This is a genomic window from Microvirga thermotolerans, from assembly GCF_009363855.1.
Taxonomy (GTDB): Bacteria; Pseudomonadota; Alphaproteobacteria; order Rhizobiales; family Beijerinckiaceae; genus Microvirga; species Microvirga thermotolerans.
In genome coordinates this window covers 2581150-2601707 of record NZ_CP045423.1, presented here as the reverse complement: position 1 = coordinate 2601707, position 20558 = coordinate 2581150, and the positions used below count along the sequence as shown (strand labels likewise).

Genomic DNA, 20558 nt, shown 5'->3' with positions numbered 1-20558 from the left:
CCGGAACGCCGGTCCTGATCGTCTCCGGATATGCCGAGGACGAGGGCATCGCCCCTGACCTGCCGCGGCTGACCAAGCCCTTCCGGTAGGCCGAACTGGCCGACAGCTTGTCGAAGCTGTCCAAGGCGGCAGTGCGCTGAGCGGCCGGAGCGAGCCTGCTTGGGTTCATCTCCGTGTCGTCGGGTACCCTATGACGAGCCGTGCCAGTTGATCATCATCGAGGCGGTCACGGTGCAGATCCGGCAATCGTGCTCATCCCGCACCCGGATGACGACGTCTCGGGTGTCGCCTCTCGCCAGCCGGCCTGTCCCGATCTCACCCGCCGAGCCAAGGGGACCTTGTGCAGATGGCAGGTCAGGTTGGCGCCCCTTGCCTGCCCCGGCCTCTCAAGCCCGGCACCGTCTTCAAGTGCCCAGACCTGTCCACGCTCCCGCCGTGATCGTCCCGTCATGGAACCGCTGGTCCTGGCTCGATGTTGGATCAGCGGCCAAGCTCTAGCATTGGCCGATCAGCCGATGGATTCCCTTCGCCATGCCGACGACGAACCCAGCGCCGCCGCAACCCAGCAAGGAGCAAGACACGTCGCTGCTGTCGACGCTCGGAGCCGCCGTCCTGGGGTGGGCGCTGCTCCGGCTTGTGGTTGGTGGCTCACGGCGGCCCCGGACCTCGATGGCGCCAGCCCCTGGGCAGCGCGAGGACACGTCAGCTGGCCAGACTGCCGGGTTCGGCAGGAAGGCGCATACGCCACCCCAGGCGGCGCGCGAGCAGGGGCGCGGGCGCGAGGCCGACACGCCTACCGAGATCCCGACGCTTGGCTGGAAGGACATCCTGTGGCGGACCTACGAGGAGTTCAGCGACGACCGGCTGATGTCGGTCGCCGCGGGCGTGACCTACTATGCCCTCCTGGCCATCTTTCCCGCCATCGCCGCGCTGGTGTCCATTTACGGCCTCTTCGCCGATCCGGCCACGATCCAGGACCATCTCAACGCGCTCTCGGGCGTGCTGCCGGGCGGCGCGGTGGAGATTGTCGGAGAGCAGGTGAAGCGGATCGCTTCGCAGGGCGGCGGCACGCTGGGGCTCAGCTTCATCATCGGTCTGGCGATCTCGCTGTGGAGCGCCAATGCCGGCATGAAGGCCGTGTTTGATGCGCTCAACATCGTCTATGACGAGGAGGAGAAGCGCAGCTTCATCCAGCTCAATCTCCAGTCTCTCACCTTCACGCTCGCAGCCATCGCGTTCGTGCTTATTGCGCTCGCCGGCATCGTGGTCCTGCCGATTGTGCTGGACTTCGTCGGGCTGGGCAGCGGGACCGAATGGCTGCTCTCCCTGGCCCGCTGGCCCGTCCTCCTGGCCGTGGTGGTTGCAGGGCTGGCGGTGCTCTACCGCTACGGCCCGAGCCGTGACCAGGCGGAATGGAAATGGGTGACGCCCGGCGGCATCGTGGCCGCCGTGCTGTGGCTGGTCGGCTCGATGCTGTTCTCGTGGTACGTCTCGAATTTCGGCAGCTACAACGAGACCTACGGCTCCCTGGGCGCGGTGATCGGCTTCATGACCTGGATTTGGCTGTCGAGCATCATCGTGCTGCTGGGCGCCGAGATCAACGCCGAGATGGAGCACCAGACGGCGCAGGACACCACCGAGGGGCCGCCCCGCCCGATGGGCGCCCGCGGCGCCACGATGGCCGATACCGTCGGAGCCGCGAAGGCATAGAAGTGGGGCGGGCACTATCCGCCCCAATTCGAGCGGATGCATCGGAAACACCTGCCGGGCGTTACGGATGGATCATAGGTGAGGCGGAGCGGGGAGGAGTTTGGCCATGCAATATCCTCCTTTGCTGTTGCGCAGCTCAGCACCGAAGGATCCCGCACTCCATGGACTTCGAGGCGATCCAGACCACTATCGTCGCGTTCGTGCGGCAGAACCAATCCTGGGCGCCGTTCATCGTCGCCGCGCTGGCGTTCGGCGAGTCGGTGGCCTTCTTATCGCTCTTCGTGCCCGCCACCGTGATCCTGATCGCCATCAGCGCCTTCATCGGGGTGGCCGACCTGGAGTTCTGGCCGCTCTGGCTCGGCGCGGCCATCGGGGCAACCACCGGCGACGTGGTGTCCTACGCACTGGGCCGGCGTTTTAAGACGTCCATCTATAGGATGTGGCCGCTGTCGTCCCATCCGCAGCTCGTCGACAGGGGCGAGCGCTTTTTCTGCCGCCATGGCCTCTGGGGCGTGTTCATCGGCCGCTTCTTCGGGCCTGCACGGGCGGTGGTTCCCTTGGTGGCGGGCGTCTTCGGAATGCAGCTGCCGCTGTTCATGATGGTGAACCTCGCCTCCGCCTTTGTCTGGGCGTTTGCGCTTCTCGCACCAGGGGCAGGGCTCTCAGAGTATTTGGGGTGGTGACCTGACGCCTTACTGCTGTGGGCGTGTGTCAGTGCGCAACCTCGGGAGGACAATGCGGCTACTCCGCCGCTGCGCTTCCATGCTCCCGCTCGGCCGCATCCTTCCGGTCCTGGTCGCGCACGAGCCAGTGAACCGCGCCGAGCGCCAGGATGGCTGCGGCCAGGCCGATGATAGTGAGCGGCTCGGTTTTGGTGGCGTCGAGGATGATGAACTTGCGCACAAGCGCCAGCAGCGCGATCAGCACCACGGTGCGCACCTGCACGATGCTTTCTTTGCGGTGCAGGACGCCAATGATCGAATGGTTGAACTCCAGGGCGTTCAGCACCGTGAAGATCATGCCGAAGATCGCCTGGAACACCCCGGTCTCGGCTGGGTCGAGGAGCCCGAACAGCACCAGCATGATGATGCGCAAGGTCAGGTTCACCAAGGCCGCCGCGATCACCAGGCTGATCAGGCCGGTGAGCACCAGCGAGACGACCTGCTCGAAGCGCTCGTAGGTGCTCAGGCCGGGCCACGCCTCACGGGTCTCGCGCAGGGCGTGGTCCACGGCCGCCGCAGCCCGGCCGGCGCCCATCGTCGAGCGGGGATCGATCCCTTCGGTTCCGGGGTGATCCCCGTCGTCGGATGGTTGCCTCATGCGGGATCAGCGCCTCAGGTGCTGGCGCCGCCGGGGGTGTTGTCCGGCGCACCGCCCTGACCGCCTCCTGTGCCACCGTGTCCACCCGGAGAGCCTTGGCTACCTGCGTTGCGGCCCTGCACCTGGATGCGGCGGGAACGCTCCTGCTGGGCTGTCTTCGGCAGGGTCACGGTGAGCACCCCATTCTCGAAGTGCGCCCGCACCTGCTCCGGGTCGACCGGGAAGGGCAACCGCACGGAGCGTTGGAAGGTGCCGTAGGAGCGCTCGACGAAATGGAAGTTCTCCTTCTCGTCCGAACGTTCGAACTTCTTCTCGCCCCGGATCGTGAGCACGTCGTCATCCAGGCTCACGTCGATGTCCTGTTCGGTGACGCCGGGCAGCTCCGCCGTGATGCGGATCTCCTTCTCCGTCTCCGACACGTTCATGCTGGCGTTGACGAAGTTGCCGACGCCGCCCTGGCCTTGGCTGCCGGTCGCAGGCAGGCCGGTGCCGCGCAGCACGTCATCGAAGAGGCGGTTCATCTCGCGATGGAGGGAGAGGAAGGGGTCGTTTCCTCCTAGCAGACCAAAACCGGAGCGGGAGGGGGTCAGGGGATTGCGGGCCATGGCGTTTCCTCCTTCACAGTCAGGATCAGGCTGTGACGGCCACGAACACATACTGGCCGTCGCGCTTCACACGCAGCAGGATCGGCTTCTTCTCCCGCTGCGCGCGCGTCCATTCCTCGGCCACATCGGACGGCCGAGAGACGTCGCGGTTGTTGGCCGCAACGATCACGTCACCCGGTCGGATGCCGTTCTCGGCGGCAGGGCTGTTCGGCTGCACCTGCTGGACGAGCACGCCCGTCGTGTCGGCGCCGAGCCGCTGACGGGTCGCCTCATCGATGGGCGCCAGGGCCAATCCCAACCGCTTGCCGCCATTGTCCGAACCCTGTTGGGTGCCTTCCTGGGACGCTTGCTCGTCCTGCCGCTGGCCGACGGCAACCGTGATCTCCTGCGTGGCGCCGCCCCGGACCACCGCCAGCCGCGCCTGCGTGCCGGGCTTCATGCCGGCGACGGCGCGGGTGAGATCCCGGCCGCTATCGACCGGCTGGTCCCCGATGCGGGTGATCACGTCGCCGGACTTAATCCCAGCCTTGTCGGCCGGGCCGCCCGGCTCGACGGAAGCGACCAACACGCCCTTGTCATCCGGCCGTCCCAGCGCCTGGGCGATCGCCGGAGTGATCTCCTGCAGCCGCAGGCCGACATAGCCGCGCTCTACGCGACCAATGCGGATGAGTTGCTCGGCCACGGTCTGGGCGGTGCGGGACGGCACGGCAAAGCCGATGCCGATGTTCGCTCCCACGGGCGAGAAGATCGCGGTGTTGACGCCGATCACCTCGCCACGAGCGTTGAACAGCGGTCCGCCCGAGTTGCCGCGGTTGATGGCGGCGTCCGTCTGGATGTAGTCGTCCAGGGGACCCGACCGGATGTCCCGCGAGCGGGCCGACACAACGCCGACCGTGACGGTGCCGCCCAAGCCAAAGGGGCTGCCAATGGCGATCACCCAGGAGCCAGGTTCGGCCGCGTCGGAGTCACCCCAGGTGGTGACCGCCATGTTGGGCTGCGGATCGATCTTCAGCACGGCGATATCGGTGGCCGGATCCCGCCCCACGAGCTTTGCCGGTACAGGGCTGTTCTCCCCGAAGGCGACTTGGATGTCGTCGGCATCCTCGATGACGTGGTTGTTGGTGACGATGTAGCCGTCGGCGCTGATCACGAAGCCCGAGCCGAGCCCCTGCCGGGGCTGCTGCCGCTCAGGGCTGGAGCGCTCCTCGAAAAAGCGGCGGAAAAGCTCGGGCAGATCCTGATCGTCCGGCGTGGATTGCGCCCGCTGCTGCCGTTCCTCGACTCTCTGCCGCGTCGTGACCGCAACTACCGCCGGCATCTTCTGCTTCACGATGGCGGTGAAGTCCGTCGGCGCCTGCTGTGCGAGGGAAGGGGTTGGGGCTGCGGAAGCCAGAAGCAGCAGAACTCCTCCGATCACACCGGTTCGGAGGAGGGCGGGCAATCTGCTGTCATGCGTCATAGGAACCTCGTGGCGGCGCGGCGCCCTGCATCGGCGCTCAAGGCTCGGGGTGAATGCCGTTCAGAGCCCCAGGTTCCGTGTGCCTGCCCATGGTCGCGGGTCCGAAAACGCGCCCGTCATAGACGCGGGCAACCGCGTCCGACGCCGGACCGACTTGCCCCTCAGGTGCTTGGCGAGGGCATCATGGGAGTTGTCGCTCGATCACCTGTGTGGCGCGAGCAGCTCCATAGGAACTTCCCGAGCGAAGTCAGAACATGCGGGAAGGCAATGGTGGCTCGCGGTGCGGACCGGTTGGTCGTACCGCTGTCATGACGAAGGTCTTCGAGGATGGCGCTGATAGACCGTCTGCCGATCCGGATGCGAGACTGCGGGATTTTCCGTTCTCGACAGGCAACACTGTGGTGAGGCGCATTCTGAGGCGCTGCTCAGCCGGCTGTAGCGGACCGACCTATTCGCTTTCGGGGGGAGGAAGTGCGTCCAGCACGCTACGCCGGATCTTCACCCCAACCCAGTCCGTGTCCTCGGTCCACACGATCCCATGATCCGAGAGAGTTCTCTCGATGGCAATGATTACGACTGGTTTGGGGAGCTTGCCACTGTTCTCGAAAGCCATCAGGACGCGCAACCCTACGTGGGCCGCCTCGGCAAGATCCCTCTGGGACCATCCCAGCAACGCCCGAGCCGCCCGGCACTGGGTACCCCGAATGGTCATGGCTGACACAAAAAGTGAAGATTGACATAAAAAGTGCAGAACGACACTTTTGGTGCTGAAAAGCGTGGGCTGTCCACGTCGGGTACCTCGGAGCGAATCTATGACGGGTGGAAGGATCGTAGAAATGGCCGCGCTTCTCAAGGCCACGAGAGAGGCGGTGGCCGCAGCCGTCGCCACCAAATTCCCCTTGGATGAACTGCTCGGACCCGAGTTATCACGTCTGATCAGCGTGTCGAATTCGATCGTCAAGCGACACGGGCTTTTGCTCGAGCGTGCAATCATCGAAGCCCTGGAGGCCTCGGGGCGCTTCCAAGTGCTCCACAATCCTGTCATCCCCATCACCGCGGCAAGCGATTCCCTCGTGGCCTCGAACAGCCCGGAGGCTCTCGCGCGGATTGCCTTGCGTTACGACACGCCGGCGATCCGCTCCGTCACCCACGACATCGTGGTGATCGATCTAGAGGCCGCGTGGGCCGGGGCCTACCAGATCAAGAGGGGTGGCGGGGACATGGGACCCCGGCTGAGGAAGCCCCTGGAGCGCGACCTCGCCGCCGTCAGGCTGCTTTTGCGCGCGTACTTGCGTGACCAGGGTTATTCGGCGGTCGACGTCGTCACCACCGCGGCGATCGATTACCTCGGCTCCGCCGGCCTGCCCGACCACCTGACGGTCTTGGGAAGCGAGCTGGACGAGCACTTCGGCGTCCCGGTGGTGAGCACTATCGAACAGATGACAGGTCATTTGCGGGCGGAGCTGCACAAGGCCGTTCCGGACCTGCTGCGGCCGCTCCTCGCCGCGCTGGAGATGCAAGCCGCCCCGACGGGGCCGCGCCAGAAGGCCGGCACGAAGGAAAGCGCCGGCGAGGAACTGGTCGGACCGCCGGATTTCCTCGCCGACGATCCAGTCGACTTTCCTGCGCGGCCGGTCGGGCCGGGCCCCCGCCACGCGCCGCATCTCCTCGTGGTCCCGCGCCCGCCCGAGCGTCCGGCGGGCGGTCCGCTCTTTTGAGGTGCTGCCTGCCGGCGGCTGCAGCGGAAACGGGACGTGTGGTGCAGGGGAGCGAGCAAATGACCGGGGCTTTTCCAACCTTGACTTCGACGAGGAAGCTGAGACACGGCGGCCACGCGCGGCCGAAGAGGCGGCTCGGCGCAGCGGGTCCGCCCAAGGCCTCGGCTGCAACCGGGCTGCTGCCGGACCTCAGGCGCGTGCTCGAGGCGCACGTCGTTGCCTCGCCTCTTGTCGTGTCCGCCGGCCCCGACCCCACCTGCGAGGGGTTCTGGCGCGCGGCGCTTCAGGACGAGGGCTTGGCCGCTATGCGCGTCAAGCTGGCGTCCAGGAGCGTGACGCTGGTGGCTGTTCCCTCCGACCTGTGGCTGGATGGCGCCCGCCGCGCCCGTGTGCTCGCCCTCAAACACGCGGCGGCTCGGTCTGGCCGCCGCGTGATCGTAGCGCCCGAAGGGGTGTTGCGCCGGGAGCCGAGGCTCGGCAACGCCGTCCTCATGGCGCAGGCCGCGCGGGCGTCGATCAGCGCCGAGGACCGGATCGCCGTCATGGCGGCCCTCGCGGAGGAGCCAGGGATCGTGCTGGGCGACCTGATCCAGCTCGTCCGGCACGAGCCCGACAGGGTGGCGGCGGTGCTGTCGCTCGCGCGGAGCGGCGTCGCCGACGTCGACCGCCGCAAGCCCATCGGCCCTTTGTCCGCGGTCTGGCTGCGTGCCCGCGACGTCTGACCGGGTTCGCGCGAGCTGACCTCATCCTACGCACGATTGGGTGGAGCGATGGCGATCAGACCAAGCCTCAAGAAGGGACCGCGGTCCGAGCCACAGGGCGACGATGCGTCGGCGGATGAAGCCGCGCCGGCTGGGCGCCCACGGCAACGCGACCGCCTGGATGTGATCTCTGACCCGATCGGGGCTGCGGCAAGCGACCGATGGCACCCCGTTGGGCGGCCCAACCTCACCTTCATGATCGGCGAGGATCCGGAGGACTGGTTCGCCCCGATCGACCGGCTCATCAAGGAATATGACGGTATCCAGCCGGAGGCGGATCTCCGTTTCGCGGACCTGCACGGCCTCGGTCCCGCCAAGGCATGGGCCGAAGGCCTCGTGCGCGATCTGCGCGACTACAGCGCCGGCCGTATCGCTCTCACCGATCTCGACCGCGGCTGCCTGCTCGCGGGCCCGCCGGGCACCGGCAAGACCACGCTCGCCCGAGTGCTGGCGCGCGAGGCCGAGGTAAACCTCATTGCGACCTCGGCGGCGACGTGGCTGTCGCACTCGCACCTTGGGGAGGTGATCCAAGCCGTTAGGTTGGACTTCGCCGCCGCGCGGGAGCGGGCGCCGTGCGTCCTGTTCATCGACGAGGTCGACGGCCTCTCCGACCGCACGGTGGTCGAGCCGCGCTACAGGTCGTACTGGACGTCCTTCATCGGCTGCGTCCTCGAGGAGATGGACGGGCTCCGCTCGCAGCCCGGCGTGGTGGTTATCGGAGCCACCAACTTCCTGAAAGCCGTCGATCCCGCGCTCCTCCGAAGCGGACGGCTCGAGCGCGTGATCCACGTTCCAGTTCCGAGCACGGAGGAGTTGGCTCGGATCTTGTGGCAGAAGCTGGCTTCCGACCTGCCCGGAGCGGACCTTATGCCGCTGGCCGTCCTCGGGCTGGGCGGGACCGGCGCCGACGCCGAGCGCTGGGTGCGCGGCGCCCGACGTCGGGCCCGCCATGCCGGACGCAGGCTCACCTTCGACGATCTCATGGCCGAGATCGCCGGCCGGGTCGACGCGGTTTCCACAGAACTTCTTCGCCGGTGCGCCGTACATGAAGCGGGCCATGCCATAGCCGCCGTTGCGTCGGGGGAGGCGGTCAGTGTCGAGATCTCTATCGTCGGACAAGGAAGGCACGCCGGGACAACGCGGGTGGCTGGCGGGCCGGAGCAGCCAATGACCCCCGAAATAGCCCGCCAGATCTTGGTCTATCTGCTGGCCGGGCGCGCGGCCGAGGAGGTGGTGCTCGGCGGAGTCAGCGCGGGAGCGGGGGGCGCCGAGGAGTCGGACTTGGCCGTGGCGACCCGCCTCGCGGTGCGCATGCTCACCGCGTACGGCTTGGCTGGCCCGGCGCCGTTGGTCTACCTGGGCGCCAACCTGCCGGCGTCCCATCTCCCGCCGCACCTGCTGGCGGAGGTGAGGCACGAGCTGAATGCCGCCTACAAGGAGGCGACCGCCTTGATCCGGGCGCATCAGGCAGCCGTCGAGCAACTCGCGGCCTATTTGGCCGACCGTCTCGCCGCGTCCGACGCGGCCATCCGCGCGATCTTTGAGGCGCATTCCAGCACGCGAGGGTTCCCTGCAGGTGCAGACACCCGGCATTAGCCATCGTTGGTGACCTGTTTCGGGACGATCACGGCGGGGCCGTCCTGACACGGCCGCAACCTCTGCGGCCGAGGTCAGATCGGACAGACTGCGGAAGGGGAGCAGCCGCGAGGTTGCGGTCGATGTCAGGAACGAACGCCGCTAGTGAGTACTGTTGGTCAAAGTCCCTATGGAAGTCGACCGAGTGGAGACTGCGCCGCTGCCTGGTGTCTGAAGCAGGCTTTCACATATGTTAAGGTCGCGTCTGGTTCGCTGTGTAATCTATTTTTACGTCGTTCACCCCGCCTCATCGTCCCGCCGCCCATGCCCAACTCGGATCAGCCTCCTGGCAGCAAGCCGAACCAGGACCAACCTTCCTTGCAAGAGACAATCAAGCAGTCAGTCCAAGCTATCGAAGAGTCTCGCGCGCAAATAGCTCGCTCACGAGCCTTGAGCCAGTCCGAGGCCGATCTTGGCCGCGCGATAGATCAGGTCAGCCAGGAGGAAGCCGCCGCCTCACCCGGGGGCGGAAAATAGACCGCGAACTGCGCGTGAGACCTGCGTGGGCCAGCGCTGGCCGCGGGCGCTTCCAAGTCCGGGCATAAGCTAATTGGGCACCTGCCGCCGGGGCACTCGATCGAACGCCTCGAAGGTGCGAGGCCCGAGGCTCTAGGCAAATCCAACTGACGCTGGAGCTTCAACGACCTGCGGGGTCGCCATCTGCCGGATCAGATGGACGACGGTCCCGGGCATGTACGGCTTGGCCAGGAAGGGGATCGCATCGGGCAGCTCCTCCAGGCCAGGATGCTTCCGGCCCGAAGTCACGATCACCTGGACGCCAGGCCACTGCTCATGCACCGCCCGCGCCAGCTCGAAGCCGTTCATCGAGCCTGGCATCTCCACGTCGGTCACGACGGCCTGAACATCGGGTCGCGCCTGCAAGACGGTCAGCGCCTCATCGGCGTTTGCAGCCTCAAACACCTTGAACCCAGCGTCCTCGAGAAAGTCAGCCGCGAAGATCCGGACCAGGATCTGGTCCTCGACGACCAATCACCGTCATGCGGGTTTCTGAAACAGTTTCGCTCATGGAGGGCCTAACTGAAAAGGGGTCAGCGTCGTTCCACCAGCTAAGTGGATCATCCGCAGCGAGTTTAGGTCCGTTGTGGTTACCAAACCGCCAAGCTCCTGTCCCTACTGACTGTTTTCGCGACCACCCAACTCGTCGCGGCCTCGCGACGCACCCACAGCGCAACAGGTTCCACAGCCTCACGGACATGGAGGCCGCACAAGAGGGACGCCCACGCCTCTGGCCCCGCAGGAGCCGTTATCGTGCGCTCGCTATCGCCTCCTTGGCTGCAATCGGGTTGCCGGCAAGGCTGTGGGGCGGCCGGTCTGGGCAGGGGCGCCCGGCGGGCAAGCGGCGCTCGCCCTCCTGACACCGCCTCTGGCGATGCCATCCACGGCGGAGCCAACCGCATCTTGCCGTGGAGAAGTCCGGTGCCTGCCTCGACGACGGTGGCATCGGCGCCGGCCGGCTTCTAAATGGGCCGGGCGGGTTGCCTGTGGACAGGATGTCCTGCACCTGAACCGGGCTGCCCCCGGGGCGTTTGAGGGAGATGGAATTGGTTGACCGGATGGATTGGACAAAGCTCCTCAATGACGGCCGGCGGAAGAGCCGCGGCAAGGCGAAGCCCCGCAAGCCCGGCGAACAGCGGGTCGAGCACGAGCGCGACCACGACCGCATCCTCTTCTCGACGCCGGTCCGGCGGCTGCAGGACAAGACGCAGGTCTTCCCTCTCGAGCCCAACGATAGCGTCCGCACTCGGCTGACCCACAGCCACGAAGTGGCCAACCTCGCGCGCAGCATCGGCACGACGCTGGTGTTCGAACATGCGGAGGCGCTGGGCATTCCGGAGACGCTGCAGCCGAAGCGGAGCGTGCCGGCCCTGCTCGAGGCCATTGGACTGGCCCACGATCTCGGCAACCCCCCGTTCGGTCACCAGGGCGAGGCCGCCATCCAGAGCTGGATGCTGAAGCACTCCACGCCGAGGAGCCCCGACTCGGGTTCCTTTGGCATCTTCGATGGCGCCGGCGCGGAGCTTACCAAGGCGCAGCAGCTGGACTTCCTCAAGTTCGAGGGCAACGCGCAAGCCTTTCGCCTGCTGACGCGCCTGCAGGTCATCAACGACAATTTCGGCTTGGACATGACCTACGCCTTCTTGGCGGCGTTGATGAAGTACCCGGTGCCGTCCGACAAGGCCGACAAGACATCGCAGGCCCGCAAGAAGTTCAACTTCTTCCAGTCCGAGCGCGATATCGCGGTGGAGGTCTGGGAGGAAACCGGTCTTGGCGAAGGCATTCGCCACCCGCTGACCTTTATCATGGAGGCGTGCGACGATATCGCCTACTCGGTCGTGGATATCGAGGACGCCGCCAAGAAGGGCTTCCTGTCCTTGTATGACCTGCTCGCCTACCTCGAACATGAGGCCGGCGAGGACGAGCTGGTGCGGGATCTGTGCGCCAGTGCCCGGGAGCGGGATAAGAAATACCGGGACCTGAGCCTCTCGGCGGGAGAACTCGACGACATCTCGATGCAGATGTTGCGGGTGAGGGCCATCGGAGCCCTCGTGCCGGCGGTCACCAAGGCGTTCGTCCAGCACAAGGACGCCATCCTGTCGGGGACGTTCAACAACGATCTGTTGGCCGTCTCGGACGGCCGCGTCCTCTGGAAGGCGCTGAAGGAGTTCGCGAAGGCCCACGTGTACAGGCACCGCAGCGTCTTGGAGGTGGAGCTCAAGGGGCACCAGACGATCCACGCGCTGATGGACATGTTCTGGCAGGCCATCCGGGACCGTTCGGACGAGAACGACCTGGCGTCGAAGCGTCCTCCCTACTCGCAGTACGTGTACAACCGCATTTCGGAGAACTATCGCCGAATAGCTGAGGACAGCGACAACAGCATGCCGATCCGCTATCGTGAGCTCCAGTTGATCACGGATATGATCTCAGGGATGAGCGATTCGTATGCCATCACCCTCCGCAGAGAGTTGGAGCGCCTGCGTGGCTAACACCGCCGCCCGTCCCGTGACCTCCGAACAAGAGCTCCGCGAGCGTGTGGAGGCCTACCTCGCGGACCCGGCGCTCGGCGGCCCGGAGATCAGCGAGACGATCTCCCGCGTGCGTCCGCTCGGGGGCGTCGCGATCTTCGGCGGCATGCTGCGCGACCTCGCGCGCGGCGGGGCCGGGGCGTTCCGCTCCGACGTGGACCTCGTCGTCGACTGCGAGGCCGAGGAACTGGACCGCTTCGTGCGGGACATGCCGGTCGAACGGAACAAGTTTGGCGGCTACCGGTTCGTCGGGAGACGCTTCGTCTACGACCTCTGGGCGCTGCCCAATACATGGGCCGTACGGCAGGGGCATGTTGCCGCGCATGCGCTTGCAGATCTTACCAAGACTACCTTCTTCGACTGTGACGCCGTGGTGTACGATGCCGGGACGCGAGCGATTCATTGGTCTGACCGTTACCTGGAGAAGCTTCAGGCGGAGACAGTCGAGATCAATCTTGAGGACAACCCGAACCGCGTCGGTGTGCTTGCCCGTACCCTCCGGATCCTGTTCGACTGGCGCCAGAGCCTCGGACCGCAACTCGCTTGGTACCTGCATCAGGGATTGGGTGAACTGGCGGATGAGGTCTGCCGCTATGGGGCAGCGAGCCGTCCGGAGAGTCAGATCCGGTCGCTGCCGGTCGCTCGCCTTATCGAGAGAATAAGGGAGCATGAGGTGTACCGTCCATTTTGTATTGGCGACCTCGCTCACAATCCAGCGGTTGGCGGTCCAGCGTCTGCTACGCCGCTAAAACGACGTTCGCCGACACAGAGTATTCGCAGAGTTTCGTGCGTAATGAAGAAATGCAGGAACGACCGCAGTACTCAGACCAGGTAGTGGCGCGGCGACCACGACAGGTTCGCCAGAGGTCGTTCTGAGAATCTCTGCTGACGGGTAAATGGCAGACAATGGAATTCGCTCGCATCAACGTTGAGGGTATGAACGAAGCGGACGTTCGTGAGACCATTGTACGACCCTTTCTTCACGCCCTTGGCTACGCACATAATTCGCCCAACCACATCCGCACCGAAATGACATTGCGGTATAGTAGAGCCTTCCTCGGGCGTAAGAAGCCGGGCAAAGATCCGAAGCTTGAGGGGCGTGCCGACTATATGTGCGAAGTCATCTCGCATGGCCGTTGGATCGTCGAGGTAAAGGCGGCCGATCATGAGTTGAGCCTAGATGACTCGGAGCAAGCGTACACCTATGCCGCGCATCCGGAGATCGCCGCGTTCTACTACGTCTTGACGAACGGTTGGGAATTCAAGGTTTACCGAATAGGCGAGCCACGGGAGCCTCTGCTCCATTGGCGGCTGGCGGAAACGGACGAGCGCTTTTCGGTGATCCGGAACATCCTTGGTCCGCGTGCCATTAAGGAGCGAGCGAAGCGAGACGCCATAGAGCTCGAGAAGCCCCTGGCCGAAGGCCTCAGGTCGCGGGTGAAGATCGTTGGTGGTTTCCTCACCTACAGCGATCATATGGCAAGTAATCCGCGCATCAATTCCGCGTTGAAGCAGATTGCTGGCAGTCGCGCGCCCGTCATTGGCCGGGAGGTCACACGTTCGGCGGAAGGGCTGCTTCGAGCTGACATCGAGATTGCCAATTCGAACTCCGCGTTGGACGCGATCGCCAAGGCAGCCGGGTTCGAATCCTATGTCTTCGAGAGCGCGCAGGAGTATGTGTCGACGGACCGGGAGCATCCGACCATTTTCCAGAACATCGCAGCCGGAGAAATTCCGTCTGGCACGGCGTCAAGGCATGTTCCGGGCGTGCTGCCAATGCAAATGCCGTTCTCCATCAAATTTACGGCCTTCACCGAGGCGGTGGGGTTCGTTGAAGACAATGTCTTTCAAGGGACCTTCAGTATCCTCTACGAGCTTAGGAGCCGACCGGAGGAGCTGGCGAGGCTTCCAGTGCAATTTCGAGCCGCCGCCAACCTGCTGAGGCAAACGCAGATCGGCTCCGCCGGAGAATTCCAGATCCACGTCGTGTAAGGGGCACCTTCAGGTGAGATCGAGCGTCCGAAGCCGGCGCTTTGTCCGGAACCCAACAATCCGGCCAGCCCGCACGCCTGCCTCGGTCCAATGCACGCGGCAAAGCCACAGCGAACGGTTCCTCGGAAGCCAGTTCACCAGCACATGCAGGTAACGCGCTATCGCCTTGTTGCGGGCGCCATCAGGCCGGATGAGCCGACTGCCCTCTGGATCCAAACGGGAGAACACCGCGGCAAAAAAATCGGGGACGCGTATCAGGGGGTCATAGATGCCGTGCAGTCCTTTCACCTGATGGTCGACGATGTGGACTGTCGGCATCACCTGACGTCGAATTTGATTACGCCAGTAAGTCTCGAACATCATGAAGGCGAGCCCTGACCACGCGCTGGCGCAGAATGTGGTCATGTTGTCCCGGTCGGGGAACCAACCAAGCTGGCGCACTTTCGTCCGGAGTGCGATCTTGCCCGAGACGAAAGCATGGAACCCGGACAACAGCAGGATGGTCTCGAAGAGATCGAGGCTGAAATTCTTCTTTTGCGCCTCGTTGTGGAAGCGCTGGAGGTGTGCGACTTGGTCCGGATGATAGCCGCCCTCCTTCGCCGCCCTCAGGCTGAGCTTGAGCACGTCGCGGGCTTCCGCGAGGTCGGCCTTGTGGCCGGCCGAGCTGCGCAGAATACGGCGTGTTCGCGGGACCATGAAGATAAAACAGAAGCAGTGGCTCTCATCAAAGAAGCGCCGCTGCTCCCGCGTGATCTTCGAGACGTTCTTGAAGTCAGCCGGGAAACTCTCCGACAACAGGGCGGACAGATGCGACCATCCTTGCTCCACTGGATAACAGGCGAAAGCGAAAACATCATGCTTCGCGCCTGGCGCACCGATGTTGTAATCGCTTGCAATGATCCAGTCGGAGGCGTTGAGATGTTGGCCGAGGAAATGATCGAAGTCGAGAACTCCCGATTGGCTGTAGCATTCTTGCAGTCCCTGGAGAAGGGCGTTGAGGTCGAAAGGCATTTGACTGGGATCTCTTGTCGTCCGAGTAAATCAAGCGGTTCCGTGGTGGTTCAGTCGCTCGCGGGGGCACTGCGGTCGTAGCCAGCCTGTATAGCAACAGAATTCGTTCGTGGTTTGAAGGTGGCAGCGCGGGAGAGGATCGAATGCCATAGTTGGTTTGGCTTCGGGAGGCATGCCGGCGTGCCGGGCATGCCCAAGATCGCGTCAAAGCTTCGTTGCGGATCGCCTCGCATGTCGGGACGGCAGTGCGCCTAGACCCATGTCACCGGCTATGACGTCTGACCATCGAAGCCATCCGATCGACGACTTCGGACGCGTCCTCCGCTTCACAGCGTCTTTGATACGTGGTGTCCTCAAGAAGGAGGAGAGACAGCGCGAAGTCATATTGCTCGGCCAGAATGGTCATCTCCCGGACAGGCTCTCCGAACCAGACGCCCGGGCCGTGCGAGATCTCCCCACGACTTCCGTCGAGCTTCTGGACCTGGTTGGGCCCAGCTGCGGATGGGATCTCGATCGGGCCTGCAGAAGTCCTGAAATACGCGCCGGTGCGGAGCGCCCGCTCGCTCGATCGCGCCCACAGGATGAAGCCGTCTCGGGAGACGACGAGAACGGCGCGCCGCTCGGTGTACCCCAGCCAGCGCAGCGTCGCGGCGACGAGCGACACGCGGTACAGGTCGGCGCAGTGGGACAGCATGTCGAGGCTCGGGCGAACCGCTGGGGGTAGTTGCCGACGGAAGTGGTCGAGCGGCATCAGGAGGTTCGCAGCGAAGACGTTCGCTTGGGCCGTACGGTGGCTTGTGCTCCACCACCAAGTCCGGGCCCTCAAATTCCTGGCCGACTACTGCGTGCTGGACGATGACGTCTGGCGTGACCTGCTGAAGGATGCAGGGCAATTGGCGACGCGGGCGGCTGCCGGTGACTTGACAGTGTTAAGCGTTGTGTAGGTCTATATCGTGGATCAATCGACGTCCCACCCATGCCGCTCTCCGCATGGGCGGGACGTCGACCACACGACAGTTCGCAGTCGTTTTCCGGCAGCGCAAACGGCCGTGTGGCGGCCACGGCGGAATCGGGTGACACAAATCTTTTGTGCTTGGCTTCTGGAGGAAGGCAGAGCGACGGAGCACCCCACAGCCATGTGCGAGTGACGCAATCCATAAAGTTTCGTTCCACGAAACTCCTACCTGCCATATGTTTGGAGATCATCCCGAACGTTGGACCAGAATTGATATTCCTGTTCCAGGTCGTTTGTTGCACAATGCGGTCCACTCCTCCTCATCGCCAAATCGAAACTACGAACCTACTTCCAAGACTTTCCTAGATAAACGTTATATCAAAATGCCCCGCCTCAGAGACGACTTCAGCCAACGAACGAAGAACGATCTCGCCCTGCGAGCGAGCTACCTATGCTCCTACTGCAAGCGCTCGACTGTCGGCCCGAGCGATGAAAGGCCGGACGCCGTAGCGATGATAGGGGTTGCAGCGCACATCTGCGCGGCCGCACCCGGACCGGGCGCTCGCCGCTACGACCCGGCCATGACCCCTGAAGAGCGTTCCCACATCGACAACGGAATATGGCTGTGCGCCTCCTGCAGTGTCTTGATCGATCGCGATCAGGAGCGCTTTAGCGTCGAGGTTCTGCGGCAGATGCGGCGCGACCATGAAGCCTCCTGTCGGCTGGACAACAATGGAAACGAAGCAGAAGGGGATCTCGTAGCGATCGGCCCTGATATTGTTGCGGTCGGCCATATTCTTGGCTCGGGGCCAACCGGCATGCGCGTGCGGCTCTCCCATTTCGTCGAGGGGTCGTCGCGTGACCTTCTCGCCCTGGCCCATGAATTCGACAGGCGATTGCCGGAAAAGCGGTACATCCTGATGAACGAGTTGGGCTACGGCGGCCTTCTGGACGGCGCGCCGAACGTTGAGCGCGTGGGTAGCGCCTACAAGGTGCAGTTTCGTCTGCAGCAGACCGCCCCGCGCCGAGATGCGACTGCTGAAGTCGTCGGCATGTGTGCGGAAACCGGTCGCATGATCTCTGGCATGGACGCCTACATCCAGAATTTCGAGCGTGCCTTGGGGATGGCGCGTGGCACCTGGTTCGCTCGCATCAGCGATGGCAGCGATCTGTCGGACCTGTATTGGCGGTATAAGGACTCGCCGTGGTTCAAGCGTCTGGCGATGCTGGAAATGGTCCGGCTTTCATCGATCCCCAGCATCAAGAAGAGCGAGCGCGGACCGTCGACGCCATTTGCATGCGTGAACCGGGTCAACCGCGTCGACGTGCCCACCTTCGAGCTGGAAGGGCAACGACTGAAGCTAAGTGTCGAGTTCGACATCGAGGGCCTCGGCCCCTGGTCTGGCGAGCTTTCCGTGTTCATTTCCACGCCCGAGCAACTCGCGAAGGGTCGCGCAAGTGCGCAGCTTCATCACGAGAATATCCAGAGAATAGAAGCTGAAAGCCGTAAGGACCTACTCTGATGGAAGCCGCCATCACAGCAAGCTCAGGATGAGGGGGCCGCTCCTCCTGCGATGAAGCTGCCCGAAGTAGGGGTCTTCGAAATGGGCCGCTTCGAGCGGTCAGGACTACCCAGTGGAGGCCGGCCTTCGTTCCGGATTCAAAGAGGGGCCTACGGCGATTCAATCCCCGGCATCTTTCCTACCTGTTCGCCTTCTTCACCTTCATCTCGCTCCGATAATAACGGCGCCAGCCTTCGCGCCGTCGCACCGCCATGGGTTCGTCGTACTCGCTCGGCAACACCACCGGCACGAACAGGCAGACGCTCTGCGTCGGCAGCACCTCGCGCCACTGGGACAGAAGCCTCTTGTAGGCTTTCCCCACGGGCCGGATGTTGCGGTCGAGGTCGTACAGCCCGCGCGGGTTCACCCGGCCCCGCTGCTCGCGAAGGGCAACGTCCCAGTCGATCTGGTCGGTGAGCGAGTACCAGGTGAAGCCGACGATGGGCACGCGGTTGTTGCGCACGCGCAGGACGTTGGCCCACTGCTTCCACAGCCAGTCGACGGCCTCGTCACCCTCCGGACCCTGGTCGAAGTTGGTCTCGGTGTGCATGACCGGCAGGCCGTAGCGGTCGTGATACTGGCGCGTGATCTCGTCGTAGCCGAACACCTCGCCGGCGGGGCGGATCTGACCGCCGGGATCCACCCGGTGCTCGTTGGTGTGGTAGAAGTCGTTGCCCATGATGCAGTGGTGGCGCAGGTTGCTGTCGAGGAAGAAGTGGTATTCCTCCCGCGTCATGCCGTTGTCGAGCAGGAACTCGTGCATCTCCGAGTTGACCGGGCGGCCGTAGTTCAGGTCGAGCGAGAGGAACCGCCGCGCGTTCTGGATCTCCGCGGGCTTAATCGCCTGCGGGTGCTCGGCGTGGAAATACTCGGTCGACTCGCTCTGGATGAAGATCGCGTCGGGACGCTCCTCCAGGATGGCGTGCATGGCCAGCACGTTCGCTCTGACGAGGTGCTTGAGGGCGGTGACGAAGCCCTGGTCGCTTTTCAGCTGCTCGTTCCAGTACCCGGTCGCCGCCGAGAACGTGGCGCAGATGAACATCTCGTTGACGGGGGTGTAGAGCTGGACCCATGGGAAGCGGCGCGCAAAGGCGCCGGCGTATTCGGCAAACAGCGCCGGGAAGTCCGGGTTCTGGAAGTTGCCGATCCAGTCCGGCACGCCGAAATGGCACAGGTCCACGATGGGAACGGTGTCGCGCTCCTTCAGCCGGGCGAACGTCAGGTCGGCGAACTCCCAATCGTACCGGCCCTGGCCGAGGAAGGTCCGGTGGAGGGGCGGGCCATAGCGCAGGAAGCGGACGTCCAGCTCCTCAAGCAGATCGAAGTCCCGCTCCCACAGGCGATAGTGACCGCACTCCTCCATCTGATCCCGGCGCACCCGGCCGTTCTGGATGGTGGGATAGCTGTTCTCGATGCCGGTCGCGAACAGGAACAGAGGGGTTCTGGTCGGCTGCCGGTCGTCGCCCACCTGACGCGACGGGCTACGGGTGACATCCTGCATGGGCTTCGTCCCGTGTAACAGGCCGAAAACGCTCCACCTGTGCGATCGGCTCCAAGCGAGTGCTCAATCGACGTCGTTCATTCCGACAGGCACTGCAGTCCGCCGACCTCATTCCAGGTTCAATGAGCAGCCAAGCTCAACGGTTTGGAATGATGGCGAGCTTAGGCCCCCAACCCGAGGGCTGTCCTGAGATCTCGGCGGCTCCTACCCGCTTGGACGCCGGAGCGTCCCCTGACCGATCCATGGTTGGCGCGGCAGCGTGCGCCGGGATCCCCTTGCGCCAAGTTCGGCCGGTTTTGGGGACGCGGCAGCGTGCTATTGGCGGCCGGATCAGTGCGACATGAGCACCGGCAGGGTCATGGTTTCGAGGATTCCACGCGTCGCCCCGCCCAAGATGAATTCGCGCACTCGGGAGTGGCCGTAGCCGCCCATCACCATGAGGTCGGCCTGTGCGTCGAAGGCGTGCGACAACAGGGTACTCGCGACGTTCCCGGCGCTGGGAAGCCTGCGGAACTGCGCATCGATGCCGTGGCGCTCCAGGTGGCGGACCATTCTCTGACCGGAGGCTTCGGTCTCGCTCGGCTCATCGGCGATCGTGAGAATTTCGACCCGCTTGGCTCGTTCCAGAAACGGCATCGCGTCACCGAGCGCACGCGCCGCCGTGGCGCTGCCGTCCCAGGCAACCAGGACGGTCTCAAGCCGGAACGGTGCGATAGGCACGTAAGGGACGATCAGGGCAGGCCGGCCGGATTCGAACAGGACTGATTCCACCATGATCTCCCGGTCGCCGGGAGGGTCCGGGTTCGGCTGTTCGATCACCGCGAGATCGAAATGCCGTGCCAGAGGGCCGAGCGCACGGCCCGGCAAGCCAAGCGTGACCTCGACCGGCTCGGTTGCGACGGCGACCGCAAGGCCCTGGGCTGTCGTGGCGAACGCCTCAAGGGTGCGACGCGCCTCCTCCCGCGAGGCCTCGAGAACCGATGTCAGCAGGGGGACGGATGCTTCAGGCCAAGCGACGCTCGCTGTCGGGTCGTGCACGAGCATCGTCGCCGTGAGGTGCGCCCCAAACAGGGAGGCCAATGAAGCCGCATACGGACCGACCGTTCTGGAACTTGCGTCAAACACAACAACAACGTCTTTGATCGCCATGAGAAAGTCCCTCTCGCTACGACAAGGCCTGACTACGATTCTATGGCGTCTTCGGCTTCCGTCGACACAGGTCCTCGGAGACGCCGAAGTCGCGGCTCGCCCACCGGGAGTTGGAGCGCCAGCGACCTTTCAC

General features: G+C 64.4%; 18 protein-coding genes. 9 read left to right on the top strand and 9 right to left on the bottom strand.

What is annotated here, in order from left to right:
- The first annotated feature begins 531 nt into the window (after positions 1 to 531).
- Positions 532 to 1710 carry a YihY/virulence factor BrkB family protein gene (locus GDR74_RS12260; protein ID WP_152586568.1) on the top strand — a complete coding sequence of 393 codons (1179 nt, stop codon included), beginning with the start codon at positions 532 to 534 and terminating at the stop codon, positions 1708 to 1710.
- 161 nt (positions 1711 to 1871) lie between these two features.
- Complete coding sequence (locus tag GDR74_RS12255; protein ID WP_152586567.1) at positions 1872 to 2393, top strand: DedA family protein; 522 nt, start codon at positions 1872 to 1874, stop codon at positions 2391 to 2393.
- A gap of 58 nt (positions 2394 to 2451) precedes the next feature.
- Here the strand turns inward: GDR74_RS12255 and GDR74_RS12250 are convergent, their stop codons facing one another.
- The 4 genes from GDR74_RS12250 to GDR74_RS18590 all read right to left on the bottom strand — a co-directional run bounded on the left by GDR74_RS12250 (position 2452) and on the right by GDR74_RS18590 (position 5806).
- On the bottom strand, positions 2452 to 2967 hold the full coding sequence (locus GDR74_RS12250) for a phosphate-starvation-inducible PsiE family protein (protein ID WP_152587752.1): 516 nt from the start codon (positions 2965 to 2967) through the stop codon (positions 2452 to 2454).
- Between the two features lie 77 nt (positions 2968 to 3044).
- Positions 3045 to 3635 carry an Hsp20/alpha crystallin family protein gene (locus GDR74_RS12245; RefSeq protein WP_152586566.1) on the bottom strand — a complete coding sequence of 197 codons (591 nt, stop codon included), beginning with the start codon at positions 3633 to 3635 and terminating at the stop codon, positions 3045 to 3047.
- 25 nt (positions 3636 to 3660) lie between these two features.
- Positions 3661 to 5094, bottom strand: a complete 1434-nt coding sequence (locus GDR74_RS12240) for a Do family serine endopeptidase (RefSeq protein ID WP_152586565.1) — start codon at positions 5092 to 5094, stop codon at positions 3661 to 3663.
- 448 nt (positions 5095 to 5542) lie between these two features.
- Positions 5543 to 5806 (bottom strand): helix-turn-helix domain-containing protein, encoded by a 264-nt coding sequence (locus tag GDR74_RS18590; protein WP_035458969.1) that lies wholly within the window; start codon positions 5804 to 5806, stop codon positions 5543 to 5545.
- 124 nt (positions 5807 to 5930) lie between these two features.
- On the opposite strand from GDR74_RS18590, the gene GDR74_RS12235 reads away from it, so the two are divergent.
- The 3 genes from GDR74_RS12235 to GDR74_RS12225 all read left to right on the top strand — a co-directional run bounded on the left by GDR74_RS12235 (position 5931) and on the right by GDR74_RS12225 (position 9169).
- Positions 5931 to 6812 carry a hypothetical protein gene (locus tag GDR74_RS12235; RefSeq protein WP_152586564.1) on the top strand — a complete coding sequence of 294 codons (882 nt, stop codon included), beginning with the start codon at positions 5931 to 5933 and terminating at the stop codon, positions 6810 to 6812.
- A gap of 80 nt (positions 6813 to 6892) precedes the next feature.
- Positions 6893 to 7534: a hypothetical protein gene (locus tag GDR74_RS12230; protein ID WP_152586563.1), complete on the top strand. Its 642-nt coding sequence runs from the start codon at positions 6893 to 6895 to the stop codon at positions 7532 to 7534.
- Positions 7535 to 7582: 48 nt separating this feature from the next.
- Positions 7583 to 9169 (top strand): AAA family ATPase, encoded by a 1587-nt coding sequence (locus GDR74_RS12225; RefSeq protein ID WP_152586562.1) that lies wholly within the window; start codon positions 7583 to 7585, stop codon positions 9167 to 9169.
- A gap of 648 nt (positions 9170 to 9817) precedes the next feature.
- Here GDR74_RS12225 and GDR74_RS12220 read toward each other — a convergent pair.
- Positions 9818 to 10198, bottom strand: coding sequence for a response regulator (locus tag GDR74_RS12220; protein ID WP_152586561.1), 381 nt, complete (start codon positions 10196 to 10198; stop codon positions 9818 to 9820).
- 572 nt (positions 10199 to 10770) lie between these two features.
- Here GDR74_RS12220 and dgt point away from each other — a divergent pair.
- The 3 genes from dgt (at position 10771) to GDR74_RS12205 (ending at position 14247) form a co-directional block, all read left to right on the top strand.
- Complete coding sequence (gene dgt, locus GDR74_RS12215; protein ID WP_210251022.1) at positions 10771 to 12216, top strand: dGTP triphosphohydrolase; 1446 nt, start codon at positions 10771 to 10773, stop codon at positions 12214 to 12216.
- A complete protein-coding gene (locus GDR74_RS12210) occupies positions 12209 to 13090 on the top strand; it encodes a hypothetical protein (RefSeq protein ID WP_152586560.1) in 882 nt (293 codons plus the stop codon). Before dgt ends, GDR74_RS12210 begins: the two co-directional genes overlap by 8 nt.
- 101 nt (positions 13091 to 13191) lie before the next feature.
- Positions 13192 to 14247 carry a type I restriction enzyme HsdR N-terminal domain-containing protein gene (locus GDR74_RS12205; protein WP_194164529.1) on the top strand — a complete coding sequence of 352 codons (1056 nt, stop codon included), beginning with the start codon at positions 13192 to 13194 and terminating at the stop codon, positions 14245 to 14247.
- A 9-nt stretch (positions 14248 to 14256) separates the two neighbouring features.
- On the opposite strand, the gene GDR74_RS12200 is transcribed toward GDR74_RS12205, so the two are convergent.
- Both GDR74_RS12200 and GDR74_RS12195 read right to left on the bottom strand, forming a co-directional pair.
- Positions 14257 to 15258, bottom strand: coding sequence for a hypothetical protein (locus GDR74_RS12200; protein WP_152586558.1), 1002 nt, complete (start codon positions 15256 to 15258; stop codon positions 14257 to 14259).
- A 262-nt stretch (positions 15259 to 15520) separates the two neighbouring features.
- On the bottom strand, positions 15521 to 16084 hold the full coding sequence (locus tag GDR74_RS12195) for an ImmA/IrrE family metallo-endopeptidase (protein WP_484502497.1): 564 nt from the start codon (positions 16082 to 16084) through the stop codon (positions 15521 to 15523).
- Positions 16085 to 16794: 710 nt separating this feature from the next.
- On the opposite strand from GDR74_RS12195, the gene GDR74_RS12190 reads away from it, so the two are divergent.
- The gene (locus GDR74_RS12190; protein ID WP_210251021.1) at positions 16795 to 17736 is read left to right on the top strand and encodes a hypothetical protein; all 942 of its coding nucleotides are present in this window, start codon (positions 16795 to 16797) and stop codon (positions 17734 to 17736) included.
- Between the two features lie 178 nt (positions 17737 to 17914).
- On the opposite strand, the gene GDR74_RS12185 is transcribed toward GDR74_RS12190, so the two are convergent.
- Complete coding sequence (locus GDR74_RS12185; protein WP_152586556.1) at positions 17915 to 19276, bottom strand: family 1 glycosylhydrolase; 1362 nt, start codon at positions 19274 to 19276, stop codon at positions 17915 to 17917.
- A 330-nt stretch (positions 19277 to 19606) separates the two neighbouring features.
- Complete coding sequence (locus tag GDR74_RS12180) at positions 19607 to 20425, bottom strand: universal stress protein (RefSeq protein ID WP_152586555.1); 819 nt, start codon at positions 20423 to 20425, stop codon at positions 19607 to 19609.
- Positions 20426 to 20558 lie beyond the last annotated feature (133 nt).

Coding starts and splice junctions, on each gene's coding strand:
- GDR74_RS12235 (WP_152586564.1), top strand. CDS start 5,931: ATGGCCGCGCTTCTCAAGGCCACGAGAGAGGCGGTGGCCGCAGCCGTC.
- GDR74_RS12250 (WP_152587752.1), bottom strand. CDS start 2,967: ATGGGCGCCGGCCGGGCTGCGGCGGCCGTGGACCACGCCCTGCGCGAG.
- GDR74_RS12260 (WP_152586568.1), top strand. CDS start 532: ATGCCGACGACGAACCCAGCGCCGCCGCAACCCAGCAAGGAGCAAGAC.
- GDR74_RS12190 (WP_210251021.1), top strand. CDS start 16,795: ATGACCCCTGAAGAGCGTTCCCACATCGACAACGGAATATGGCTGTGC.
- GDR74_RS12200 (WP_152586558.1), bottom strand. CDS start 15,258: ATGCCTTTCGACCTCAACGCCCTTCTCCAGGGACTGCAAGAATGCTAC.
- GDR74_RS12205 (WP_194164529.1), top strand. CDS start 13,192: ATGAACGAAGCGGACGTTCGTGAGACCATTGTACGACCCTTTCTTCAC.
- GDR74_RS12245 (WP_152586566.1), bottom strand. CDS start 3,635: ATGGCCCGCAATCCCCTGACCCCCTCCCGCTCCGGTTTTGGTCTGCTA.
- GDR74_RS12180 (WP_152586555.1), bottom strand. CDS start 20,425: ATGGCGATCAAAGACGTTGTTGTTGTGTTTGACGCAAGTTCCAGAACG.
- GDR74_RS12240 (WP_152586565.1), bottom strand. CDS start 5,094: ATGACGCATGACAGCAGATTGCCCGCCCTCCTCCGAACCGGTGTGATC.
- GDR74_RS12225 (WP_152586562.1), top strand. CDS start 7,583: ATGGCGATCAGACCAAGCCTCAAGAAGGGACCGCGGTCCGAGCCACAG.
- GDR74_RS12255 (WP_152586567.1), top strand. CDS start 1,872: ATGGACTTCGAGGCGATCCAGACCACTATCGTCGCGTTCGTGCGGCAG.
- GDR74_RS18590 (WP_035458969.1), bottom strand. CDS start 5,806: ATGACCATTCGGGGTACCCAGTGCCGGGCGGCTCGGGCGTTGCTGGGA.
- GDR74_RS12185 (WP_152586556.1), bottom strand. CDS start 19,276: ATGCAGGATGTCACCCGTAGCCCGTCGCGTCAGGTGGGCGACGACCGG.